The organism is Ancylobacter radicis (genome assembly GCF_018449475.1).
Taxonomy (GTDB): Bacteria; Pseudomonadota; Alphaproteobacteria; order Rhizobiales; family Xanthobacteraceae; genus Ancylobacter; species Ancylobacter radicis.
In genome coordinates this window covers 218,374-230,254 of sequence record NZ_JAHCQH010000014.1, presented here as the reverse complement: position 1 = coordinate 230,254, position 11,881 = coordinate 218,374, and the positions used below count along the sequence as shown (strand labels likewise).

General features: G+C 67.1%; 8 protein-coding genes. 3 read left to right on the top strand and 5 right to left on the bottom strand.

All coding sequences use genetic code 11. From position 1 onward, the window contains the following. Positions 1 to 63: 63 nt before the first annotated feature. Positions 64 to 1,890: a glutamine--fructose-6-phosphate transaminase (isomerizing) gene (gene glmS / locus KIP89_RS04310; protein ID WP_213754177.1), complete on the bottom strand. Its 1,827-nt coding sequence runs from the start codon at positions 1,888 to 1,890 to the stop codon at positions 64 to 66. Between the two features lie 118 nt (positions 1,891 to 2,008). Further along, on the bottom strand, positions 2,009 to 3,358 hold the full coding sequence (gene glmU, locus KIP89_RS04305; protein WP_213754176.1) for a bifunctional UDP-N-acetylglucosamine diphosphorylase/glucosamine-1-phosphate N-acetyltransferase GlmU: 1,350 nt from the start codon (positions 3,356 to 3,358) through the stop codon (positions 2,009 to 2,011). Positions 3,359 to 3,492: 134 nt separating this feature from the next. Here glmU and KIP89_RS04300 point away from each other — a divergent pair, with 134 nt between their 5' ends. Further along, on the top strand, positions 3,493 to 3,873 hold the full coding sequence (locus KIP89_RS04300) for a hypothetical protein (protein WP_213754175.1): 381 nt from the start codon (positions 3,493 to 3,495) through the stop codon (positions 3,871 to 3,873). Here KIP89_RS04300 and KIP89_RS04295 read toward each other — a convergent pair. Further along, positions 3,833 to 5,455: a glycoside hydrolase family 17 protein gene (locus KIP89_RS04295; RefSeq protein WP_213754174.1), complete on the bottom strand. Its 1,623-nt coding sequence runs from the start codon at positions 5,453 to 5,455 to the stop codon at positions 3,833 to 3,835. The genes KIP89_RS04300 and KIP89_RS04295 overlap by 41 nt on opposite strands. A 216-nt stretch (positions 5,456 to 5,671) precedes the next feature. Here KIP89_RS04295 and KIP89_RS04290 point away from each other — a divergent pair, with 216 nt between their 5' ends. Together KIP89_RS04290 and KIP89_RS04285 are read left to right on the top strand one after the other, a co-directional pair. Beyond that, positions 5,672 to 6,151, top strand: a complete 480-nt coding sequence (locus KIP89_RS04290; RefSeq protein WP_213754173.1) for a hypothetical protein — start codon at positions 5,672 to 5,674, stop codon at positions 6,149 to 6,151. Positions 6,152 to 6,468: 317 nt separating this feature from the next. Beyond that, positions 6,469 to 8,994 (top strand): glycosyltransferase, encoded by a 2,526-nt coding sequence (locus KIP89_RS04285; protein ID WP_250152184.1) that lies wholly within the window; start codon positions 6,469 to 6,471, stop codon positions 8,992 to 8,994. Positions 8,995 to 9,116: 122 nt separating this feature from the next. Here the strand turns inward: KIP89_RS04285 and KIP89_RS04280 are convergent, their stop codons facing one another. Both KIP89_RS04280 and pyrG read right to left on the bottom strand, forming a co-directional pair. Beyond that, complete coding sequence (locus tag KIP89_RS04280; RefSeq protein WP_369807044.1) at positions 9,117 to 9,986, bottom strand: VOC family protein; 870 nt, start codon at positions 9,984 to 9,986, stop codon at positions 9,117 to 9,119. A 187-nt stretch (positions 9,987 to 10,173) separates the two neighbouring features. Further along, positions 10,174 to 11,802 carry a CTP synthase gene (gene pyrG / locus KIP89_RS04275; RefSeq protein ID WP_213754170.1) on the bottom strand — a complete coding sequence of 543 codons (1,629 nt, stop codon included), beginning with the start codon at positions 11,800 to 11,802 and terminating at the stop codon, positions 10,174 to 10,176. Positions 11,803 to 11,881 lie beyond the last annotated feature (79 nt).

Sequence of the window (11,881 nt, the reverse complement as noted above, 5' to 3'; positions counted from 1 at the left end):
ACATGACATGCGAAAGGGGTGCCGGTTTTGACAGCGGCCGCGTTGTCTTCCCGGAGGCTCCGGCTATTCCACCGTTACCGATTTGGCGAGGTTGCGCGGCTGGTCGACATCCGTGCCCATCTGCACCGCCGTGTGATAGGCGAGAAGCTGCACCGGGATGGCGTAGACCAGCGGCGCGATCAGCGGGTCCATGTCCGGCAGCACCAGCGTCGCCTCGGTCTCGAAGCCAGCGGCGCGACGGCCGGTCTCGTCGGTCAGCAGGATGATTCGGCCCCCGCGCGCGGCGACCTCCTGCATGTTCGACATGGTCTTCTCGAACACCGGATCATGCGGGGCGATGACGACGACCGGCATCTTCTCGTCGATCAGCGCGATCGGCCCGTGCTTCAGCTCGCCGGCGGCATAGCCCTCGGCATGGATGTAGGAGATTTCCTTGAGCTTCAGAGCGCCTTCCAGCGCCAGCGGGTAGCTGGTGCCCCGGCCGAGATAGAGCACATCCTGCGCCTTGGCGAAGGTGCGGGCGATCTGCTCGATCTGCGGGCCGAGCTTCAGCGCCTCGTTCATCAGGCGCGGCACTTCGACGAGGGCGTGCACCAGCCGGCGCTCCTCATCCGTCGAAATGGTGCCGCGCTCACGTCCCGCCAGCACGGCCAGCGCCGCCAGCGTGGCCAGCTGGCAGGTGAAGGCCTTGGTCGAGGCGACGCCGATCTCCGGGCCAGCCAGCGTCGGCACCACCACATCGGCCTCGCGGGCGATGGTCGAGGTCGGCACATTGACCACCGCCAGCACGTGCTGGCCGCACGCCTTGGCGTAACGCAGGGAGGCGAGCGTGTCGGCGGTCTCGCCGGACTGGGAGATGACGATCATCAGCCCGCCGGGCGCGAGCGGCGCCTCGCGGTAGCGGAACTCCGAGGCGACGTCGATCTCGACGGGGATGCGGGCGATGCGCTCGATCCAGTATTTCGCGACCAGACCCGCATAATAGGCGGTGCCACAGGCGGCGATCGAGACACGGTCGAGCGTGGCGATGTCGAAGGGCAGCTTGCCCGGCAGTTGCACCGTCTCGGCGGCGAGGTCGAGATAATGCGCCAGCGTGTGCGAGACCACTTCCGGCTGCTCGTGCATCTCCTTGGCCATGAAGTGGCGGAAATTGCCCTTCTCCACCAGAAAGGCCGAGGCCGAGGTCTTCTGCACCGGGCGGGATACCACCTTGTTGCCGGCGTCGTGGATCACCACGCCCTGCTTGTTCAGCACCGCCCAGTCGCCATCCTCCAGATAGGAGATGGTGTCGGTGAACGGGGCGAGCGCGATGGCGTCGGAACCCAGATACATCTCGCCCTTGCCGAAGCCGATGGCGAGCGGGCTGCCCTTGCGGGCGCCGATCATCAGATCGTCCTCGCCGTCGAACAGGAAGCCGAGCGCGAAGGCGCCGGTGAGGCGGGGCAGGATGGCGGCCACCGCATCCACGGGACCCGCGCCCTTGCGCATCTCGCACGTCACCAGATGGGCGACGACCTCGGTGTCGGTCTCGCTCTCGAAATTGGCGCCCTCGGCGATCAGTTCGTCGCGCAGCTCGCGGTAATTCTCGATGATGCCGTTATGGACCACCGCGACCTGGGCGGTGGCGTGCGGGTGGGCATTGGCGACGCTCGGCTTGCCATGGGTCGCCCAGCGCGTATGGCCGATGCCGCTATGGCCGGCGAGCGGGCTCTGCGTCAGCGCCGTTTCGAGATTGCGCAGCTTGCCCTCGGCGCGGCAGCGCACGAGGTGGCTCGATTCCAGCGTGGCAATGCCGGCAGAATCATAGCCGCGATATTCCAGACGCTTGAGCGATTCCATCAGCCGGTCGGCGACCGGCGCCGTTCCGACAATGCCGATAATTCCACACATGGGCGGGACGTTCTCCGCGAAAGGCAACAGCTTGAGGCTTCGGGTTTAACCGCCCGTCACCGTGATACCGAAATCACTTACGGTGTCGCTTCGTATCGCCGGAAGGCACGGCGCCGGCTCACTTCTTCGGGGCGAGACCGGCCGACAGCCGCTCGCGCAGCCGCACCGCCCAGCCCGGCTTGTTGACCTGCCGCGCCCGGCCGATGGCCAGCGCATCCTCCGGCACATTCTCGGTGATGACCGAGCCCGTGCCGACATAGGCGCCGTCGCCCACGCTCACCGGCGCGACCAGCAGCGTGTTGGTACCGATGAAGGCATTGGCGCCGATGGTGGTGCGGTGCTTGCGGAAGCCGTCATAATTGCAGGTGATGGTGCCCGCGCCGACATTGGTGTTCGCGCCGACGCTGGCATCCCCGACATAGGACAGGTGATTGACCTTCACGCCCGGCGCGAGGTCGGCGGCCTTGATCTCCACGAAATTGCCGACATGCACCCCCTGCCCCAGCACCGCGCCGGGGCGCAGCCGGGCGAACGGGCCGACAATGGCGCCCGCGCCGACATGGGCACCCTCGACATGGCTGAAGGCGCGGATGGTGGCGCCGTCCTCAACGGTGACGCCCGGCCCGAACACGACATTGGGCTCGATCACCACATCGCGGCCGATCACCGTATCGGCGCTGAGGAAAACCGTCTCGGGCGCGACCAGCGTGGCTCCACCTTCCAGTGCCCGCGCGCGCAGCCGAACTTGGAGAATCGATTCCGCCTCAGCCAGTTGCGCCCGACTGTTCACACCGGCGACCTCTTCGACGGCCACCTCGACGACAGCGGCGGAACGGCCCAGCGCGCGGGCGATCTCCACCGCGTCGGTGAGGTAGAATTCCTTCTTGGCGTTGGCGTCGGACACCCGGTCGAGCAGATCGAGCACCACGCGCCCGTCAAACGCCATCAGCCCGGCATTGCACAGGGTGATCTGCCGCTCTGCCTCGCTCGCCTCCTTCTCCTCGCGAATGGCGAGGAGTTCGCCCTTGTCGGTCACCAGCCGCCCATAACCGAACGGGTCCGCCGGGCGGAATCCGAGCACAGCCACGGCCGCGCCCTCGGCAAGGGGCGCGCGCAGGGCGGCGATAGTCTCGGGACGGACCAGCGGCGTGTCGCCATACATGACGACGACATCGTCGACGCCCTCCGCCAGCGCCTGCCGCGCCGCCAGCACGGCATGGGCGGTGCCCCGGCGCTCGGCCTGAACGAAAGTGGCGGCCTGCGGCGCCGCCTGACGCACCTGCGCCGCCACCGCGTCATGGTCCGGCCCGATCACCACGGCGAGCCGGCTGGCGCCCGCGTGCAGCGCCGCGTCGAGCACATGGGCCAGCATCGGCCGGTTCGCCACAGCGTGCAGCACCTTCGGCTTGGTGGAGCGCATGCGGGTGCCCTCCCCGGCGGCAAGGACGATGACGAGCAGGCTGCGCATCCGCGTGGATCTCCTGGACTGAAGAGGGCCGCTGTTTAGCGCACCATGGCGCGCCCCGGTAGCCGTCCCCATCGGGACGAATTGATCGTTGCCGCCCGCCATGCGATGGAATCCCCGTTCGAGGAGGACCGATCGTGGCTTACCGCAACTTCCTGCCCAGCTCCCGCGCCGCCAATGTCATCATTGCCCTGGGCGCCTTCGCGCTCGGCTGGGCGATCTATATGCGCTACGCGCTGGTGGAACAGTCGGCCATCGGCCTCGCCTGCCGGGGCATGGAGACCATGACCTGCGAAACCCGCGAGATGGTCATCACGCTCTATGGCTATTCGGTCTTCGGCATCGCCGCGATCAGCCTCGCGGTGATCCAGTTCATCCGCCCGTCGCTGCTGGTCTTCACCCTTGCCCTGATGGCCACGTCGATCGGCGTCGTGATGTACAACAACAACCTCTCGGCGCTGGCCGCCGGGCTGCTGCTCATCTCGTTCGCCCGGCCGTGGCGAGGCGCCACAGCGTGAGCGCGAGGGCGAGAACCAGCCCGCCGGTCCACAGCGCCTGCCAGTTGGCGACGGTCTCGTTGATCGGGATGTAGAGGCCGCTGCCGAACAGGATGGCCGCCGCCAGCATTTCCGCCTGCCGGCCGTTCTCCTGCCGGGGCGCCGGCGCCACCAGCGCATAGAAGGCGAAGGCGGCGACGATCGGGGTCAGGCCGGCGAACTGGAAATCCTTGTAGCGCGGGTCGAACACCAGCCCGAAGGCGATCTGCACCACCAGCACCAGCGAGGCGGCAAGCAGGAAGGCGACCAGCTTTTCCAGCCGCGACGTGCCGGGCACGGAGGACGGGTTTAGCGCCACCGCCAGCGTGACGAGGCGGGTGCGTGCGCCAATGGCGGCGGCGCAGGCGAGCGGGGCGGCGAGCGCCAGAACCAGCATGGCGATGGCGCGGACCCAGCCGCCGACCGCGAGGCTCTCCACCGGCACGGTGACGACGAGGCGCGGATAAAGCAGGCCGCCGAAGAAGGCGATGCCGGCCACCGCGAACCAGTGACGCGGGTGCGGCGGCGCGACCCCGGCGGCGCGCCGGCCCTGAAGCGCCGCGCCGAACACCGCGAAAGCGAAGATCACCCCGCCCAGCGCCTGCGCGATCCAGTTCGGGTGATCCGACACCGCCTGTCCCCAGGCGAATTTGAAATCGCGCGTATAGGCGTCGAGGAAGCCCCAATGGCCGCCGACCGTGCCCTCGGAAGCGCGCTTCCACGGCTGGTCGAACGCTTCGATGACATTGAGCCGGTAGTTCTTCGCCTTGGCCAGCGCCAGCAGTTCTTGAATGACGCGGGCCTGATTGGAGGGCGAGGGCAGCGCGCCCTCGCGCATCCGCCCCTCGCTCGGCCAGCCGGTCTCGCCGATGAGGATCTCCTTGCCGGCGAAGATCTGCCCGACATGCTCGCGGATCTCGCCGAGATGGGCGACGGATTCCTCGGCCGCGACCGGCAGGTCCTCCCAGAAGGGCAGGATGTGGACGGTGACGAAATCGACCGAGTTGGCGAGGTCGCGGTTGCGTTCCCAGAACTCCCACACATCGGCATAGGTGACCTGCACCTGCGCCGGCACCTTGGCGCGCACTTCCTTGATCATCGCCGCGAGGTCGATGGCTGTCTGCTCGCCGCGCAGCAGCACTTCATTGCCGACGATGACCGCCTTGATGACGTCCGGGTTCTGCTGCGCCGCCTTCACCGCCTCGTCGATCTCGATCCGGTTGTCGGCCGGGTTGCGGCCGATCCAGATGCCCTGAAGCACGGTGAGCCCGTGCTTGCGGGCGAGTTCCGGCACCACGTCGAGGCCCATCTCGGTGGAATAGGTGCGCACGCAGTGGGTGATCTTGGCGAGGCGCTCGAAATCGTCGTCGATCTGCTCGGGCGGGATCACCAGCCCCGTCATGAAGGGCGACTGGCCCGGCCGGAACGGCGCGTAGGAGACGCAGGGCAGCTTCTCGCCGGCGGCCAGCGGCGAGGACGGCGCCGGCACCGGGTGCCCCAGCCAGGCCCAGATGGCGACGATCGCCGCACCGACGGCGAGCGCAAGGGCGATGGGAAGACGCATGGGAAATCTCCGGCGGGCGGATGGGCAAGCTGCGGCAGGCGGGTAGCGGGGCTTTGTAGCTTTCGCAAGAGGCGGGGAAAAGTCGCCCGTTAAGCCTATTCGTCACGTGGTTCGTCACATGGGTGGCGCTGTGTCGTCATGCTGACAAATTCCACGTCTTCACCTACTGTCCGTCGGCTCCCGCAGTCTCTCGTTTACGGTGTGACACTTTCCGCCATGTTGTGCTCAGTTCGTACCCTTGCCGCCGCCCTTGTTGGCGGCGTTATCCTGACGGCCGCCCTTCATGGCGGAGCACTGGCGCAGAGCAGCGCGCCCGAGCCGAAGCCGGCCGAACAGAAGTCGCCGGAGGATCAGGCCAAGGAAGAGGCCCAGCGCCGCTCGGTCGAGGAATATGCCGAGGCGGCCAAGCTTCCCGGCAATGCCGGCCTGCCCGAATGCGTGTGGAGCGGCCGGCGCATCACCATGCTGCTGTGGCGCGACGACATCGACACGGCGCGCCGCCATATGGACCTCTATGAGCGGTTCGGCTGCCCGACCGAGCACCTCAAGATTGCGTTCCGCTGCCTGGTGCGGCAGGGCAATATCGATCCCAAGTCGCCCGAGCGCCTCTCCGAGCGCGTGCATTCCTGCTGGGTCAATCCCGACGCGCCGGCGCCCGCCCCGGCGGCTCCGGCCGCCCCTGCCGCAGCGCAATAAAATCATGGCGCAGCCCCGGCTGCGACATGGCGCCGCCATAGAGCGGAACAATTATACGACGCGATGCGTTGCAGTGGCGCTCTGACACAAAGGGAGGCGAATCAGCCTCCCGCAGTGCCACGACGAATGTGCTGCAACCGCGTTAAATTTGGACTATATATCGCCGGTATCTCACTCCATCCGTGGGTTGTCTCATGCGTCCCGCTGTTCGTGTCGCTGCCGCTGCGCTTGCGGTAGTCACGTCCGTGCATGCTTTTGTATGGTTGGCCATGCGCGAGGAGGTATCCGCCCCCTCCGTCGCGGATCGATTCCAGAGCATGTCCTTCGCGCCTTATGGCCGCGATGCGAACCCCGATAAGGGCGAGCCGACGACGGAGGCGCAGGTTCGCGCCGACGTCGACGCGGTGGCGCCCTATACCAAGGCGGTGCGTACCTACGCCTCGACCGGCGGGCTTGAACTGGTGGCCAAGATCGCCGCCGAGGACGGGCTGAAGGCCACCGTCGGCGCATGGATCGACACCGACGAGAAGCGCAACGCCCGCGAGATCGCCAACGCGCTCGACGCGGCGCGCAAGAACCCGAACGTGGTCGGCATTGTGGTCGGCAACGAGTCGATCCTGCGCGCGGAAAAGACCCCCGAAGAACTGATCGAGATCATCCGCAAGGTAAAGAGCCAGACCAGCGTTCCGGTCACCACCGGCGAGACCTGGGACGTGTGGCTCGATCACCCGGAACTCGTCTCGGCGGTGGACTATATCGCCGCGCATATCCTGCCCTATTGGGAAGGCGTTCCGGCCGATCAGGTCGTCGAGCGTTCGATCGGCATCTATGAGCGGCTGCGCGCCGCCTATCCCGGCAAGCGCATCGTCGTTGCCGAGTTCGGCTGGCCCAGCGCCGGCTATAATCGCGACGGCGCCGTGCCCGGCGAGCTGGAGCAGGCGCAGATCATCCGCGGCTTCGCCTCGCGGGCCGACGCGCTCGGCATCGAATATAATCTGATCGAGGCGTTCGACGCGCCGTGGAAAAGCTTCGAGGGCAGCGTCGGCCAGTACTGGGGCGTGCTCGACGCCAATCGCGAGCTGAAATTCCCGCTCTCCGGCCCGCTGGTCCCGGCGACCTACACCGCGACGGCGGCGATCGCGCTGCTGCTCGGCATCGCCTTCTCGATCCCCGTCTTCCGCATGGGCCGGCTGACCTTCACCCAGGCGAGCGTCATGACCGGCGCCGCCGCGCTGGTCGGCGCCTGGCTCGCCACTGTGATCGACCACTGGCTGACGCATTATGTCGTCGGCGGCAACAAGGTGACCTTCGTCATCAGCATCGTGCTGCTGGTGCCGCTGGTCATCGTCATGCTGTACCGGGTCGAGGAACTCGCGACCATTGCATTTGGCCGCACCCCGCGCCGCCTGCTGCGCGACGCGCCGACCGCCCTGCCGGCCCGCACGCCCAAGGTCTCCATCCATATTCCGGCCTATAAAGAGCCGCCGGAGATGCTGAAGGAGACGCTGGACAGCGTGGCGCGGCTCGACTGGCCGAACTTCGAATGCCTGGTCATCATCAACAACACGCCGGACCCGGCCTTCTGGGAGCCGATCGAGGCCTATTGCCGCGAGCTCGGCGACCGTTTCAAGTTCATCAACCTGCCCAAGGTCGAGGGCTTCAAGGCCGGCGCGCTGCGTGTCGCCATGCAGCAGACCGCGCCGGACGCCGAGATCATCGGCGTGATCGACGCCGACTATGTCGTGGCGCCGAACTGGCTGCGCGACCTGGTGCCGACCTTCGAGGACCCGACCGTCGGCATCGTGCAGGCGCCGCAGGACCACCGCGACGCCGATCGCAGCCTCATGCACGAGGCGATGAACACCGAATATGCCGGCTTCTTCGACATCGGCATGGTCCAGCGCAACGAGCATGACGCCATCGTCGTGCACGGCACCATGTGCCTGATCCGCCGCGCCGCCATGGTCGAGGCCGGCGACTGGTCGAGCGACACGATCTGCGAGGATACCGATCTCGGCCTGTGCATCGTCGAGCGCGGCTGGAAAAGCCACTACACCAACACCCGCTATGGCTGGGGCCTGCTGCCGGACGATTTCGCCTCGTTCAAGAAGCAGCGCCACCGCTGGGCCTATGGCGGCATGCAGATCATCAAGAAGCACTGGGCCCGCATGCTGCCCAATGGCGGCACGCGCCTCACCACCTCGCAGCGCCGCGAATTCACCATCGGCTGGGTGAGCTGGCTCGGCTCGGAGAGCATCGGCGCGCTGGTGGCGATCCTCTCGCTGCTGTTCGTGCCCTTCGTGCTCGGCCTCGGCATCGCCGTGCCGCAGCGCATCCTCACCGTGCCGATCCTGTTCTGCTTCGGCATCTATGTGCTGCACTTCATCGCCCTGTACCGGCTGCGCGTCGCCACCACGCCGCTGCGCATGGTCGGCGCCGCCATCGCCGCCATGGCGGTGCAGTTCACCGTCGCCAAGGCGGTCTATGACGGGTTCCGCTACAAGGACCTCGCCTTCGCCCGCACCGCCAAGGGAAGCTGGCTGGCCGATGCGGCCCGCGCCTTCCCGGCGCTGCCGGAAGCGGTGATCGGCGGCGGGCTGATGCTGTCCGCCATCGGCCTGCGCATGACCAACTGGCACGCGGTGCTGGAGATCGACCTGTTCGCCTTCGCGCTGGCGGTGCAGAGCCTGCCCTTCCTCGCCGCCGCCATCATCGGCTGGCTGGAAGGCTCTACGCTCAACGCCTTCGCCACCTGGGCGAGCCTGCGCAGCCGCGCCCTGGCGCTGCTGCCCGGCCGCACGGTTGCCGAGAGCCGCGCCCTGCCGGAGAACGCCAGTTCCTGATCCCTGATGCTGTTCGCCAGAACTTGATTCTGTGAGCGAACAGCCTCACGGGCGACATGAAAAAAGCCCCGGAAGTGATTCCGGGGCTTTTGTTTTCAAGTAGACCGCTCGGCCTGATCGGATCAGCCGACCTGCTCGAACAGCAGTGTCGCGCCGAGGCCCGCGCCCGGCCCGATCACGATCAGCCCCTCGATCTCCTCCGCCGACATGCGGGACGAGGAGACCCGCTTGCGGGTCTTGTCGATATCCGCCACGCCGAACCGCAGGGCGGCAATGCGCATCCCCTCATCCGTGGGCGGGGCGATGGCGAAGCGTTCGGTGAACAGGGCCGGGCTCATCAGGTCCACATCGCCGCGCGGGGTCTTGGCGATGTACCAGCCATCCACCGCCCGGCGCAGCGGCGCGCCGATGAAGGTTTCCAGAAAGGCCAGATGCGGCTCGGGCTCGGGCGCCACCAGGACGACGCCGGCGACCCCGGCGCTGCCATTCATGTGCCGCTGGAGATCCGGTGCCCAGAAATTCTCCGGCTTGCGCTGAAGGCAGGTGAAGAAGCCGGCATGGGACGAGGCGGGATCGCGGGCAAAGGCAAGGCTGAAGGAGACCTCGACATCGGAACCGTCCGGCCGCTTGCCCTCGCGGGAGAAGTCGAACAGCTCGAACCCGCCAAAGCCGGCGGCATCGAACTCGGCCTTTTCCGCCGCCGGGTCGTTGCCCTCCAGCACCAGCATGGAGAGCCCCTGCCCGACCGACGCCAGGAAATCGCGGTTGAAGCCGCCGAACGAAAAAATGCCGTCGGCCGAGTCCGGGATGGAATCGGGCTCGGCGACTTCCAGAATCTCGATGAAGAAGCCGGGAAGCTGGATCAGCCGGTTATGCGTGCCCCAGGGATGGCGGTTGCGCGCCCCCACGGTGAATCCGAGCATGTCGTAGAATTCGCCGGCAGCTTCGAGATCGCGAACGACGTGGACGACATGATCAAGGCCACGGATCACCGGCACACTCCTTCTCAGCATCGCGGGCACCGCTGCGGCGCCAGGGACCACCCTACCCGCTCGGGCACGGATGGCCTGCCCATGACAGCACGTGGGTCCGACGCGATCCACAGCCGAATGCCGCCGGGGGGTGATTACCCCGGCGGGTGCGACTAATTCGGAACAGATGACGCAGCAGCAACCGCGATCAGAACAGCCGGCTTTGTACCGCCGCCGCGCCGATGAAGGAGGCGAATAGCGGGTGCGGCTCGAAGGGGCGCGACTTCAGCTCCGGGTGGAACTGCACACCGACGAACCAGGGATGGTCCGGGTACTCGATGATCTCCGGCAGCAGCCCGTCCGGCGACATGCCCGAGAAGCGCATGCCGCAGGCCTCCAGCCGCTCGCGATAGGCGAGGTTCACCTCGTAGCGGTGGCGGTGGCGCTCGGAGATGGTGCTGGCGCCATAGATGTCCGCGACGCGGCTGCCCTCGGCAAGCGCGGCGGGATAGGCGCCGAGGCGCATCGTGCCGCCGAGATCGCCATTGATGCCACGGCGCTCCAGCTCATTGCCACGCAGCCATTCGGTGAGCAGGCCGACGACGGGCTCGTCGGTCGGGCCGAACTCGGTCGAGTTGGCATGGCCGACGCCGGCGAGATTGCGGGTCGCCTCGATCACCGCCATCTGCATGCCGAAGCAGATGCCGAGATAGGGCACGCGCCGCTCGCGGGCGAATTGCGCCGCACGAATCTTGCCCTCGGCGCCACGCTGGCCGAAGCCGCCCGGCACGAGGATGCCGTGGACATGTTCGAGGAACGGCGAGGGGTCCTCGCGCTCGAAGATCTCGCTCTCGATCCAGTCGAAATTCACCCGGACATTATTGGCGAGGCCGCCATGGGTGAGCGCCTCGATGAGGGACTTGTAGGCGTCCTTCATGCCCGTGTACTTGCCGACGATGGCGATCGTCACCGCCCCTTCCGGGTTGCGGATGCCGGCCTCGACCTTCTTCCAGCGGGACAGATCGGGCTCGGGCGCCGGCTCGATGCCGAAGGCGGCCAGCACTTCCGTGTCCAGCCCCGCCTCGTGATAGGCGGAGGGCACGGCATAGATGCTGTCGGCGTCGCGCGCCTCGATCACGGCGCTCTCGCGCACATTGCAGAACAGGCCGAGCTTGCGGCGCTCCTCGCGCGGAATCTCGCGGTCGGTGCGGCACAGCAGGATGTCCGGCGCGATGCCGATGGAGCGCAGCTCCTTCACCGAATGCTGGGTCGGCTTGGTCTTGAGCTCACCGGCCGAGGGGATGAAGGGCAGCAGCGTCAGATGCACATAGATGCAGTGCTTGCGCGGCAGCTCGTGGCCGATCTGGCGGATCGCCTCCAGGAACGGCATCGCCTCGATGTCGCCGACCGTGCCGCCGATTTCCACCAGCACGAAATCGTAGCCCTCATTGCCGGTCAGGACGAAGTCCTTGATGGCGTTGGTGACGTGGGGAATGACCTGGATGGTCGCGCCCAGATAGTCACCGCGCCGCTCCTTGGCGAGGATGTCCTGATAGATGCGGCCGGTGGTGATGTTGTCGGCCCGCGAGGCCGGACGACCGGTGAACCGCTCGTAATGGCCGAGGTCGAGATCGGTCTCGGCCCCGTCGTCGGTGACGAAGACTTCGCCGTGCTGATACGGGCTCATCGTGCCCGGATCGACGTTCAGATAGGGGTCGAGCTTGCGCAGCCGGGTCTTGTAACCACGGGCCTGCAGCAATGCACCGAGAGCGGCGGAAGCGAGGCCCTTGCCGAGCGAGGACACGACGCCGCCGGTGATGAAGATGTAGCGCGCCATGGAATTCGGTTTCTAGCTGCAAAAACGCGATTCGACGAGAGCTCGTTTCACGAACGAACTCCCGCCTGCGGGAAAGTGA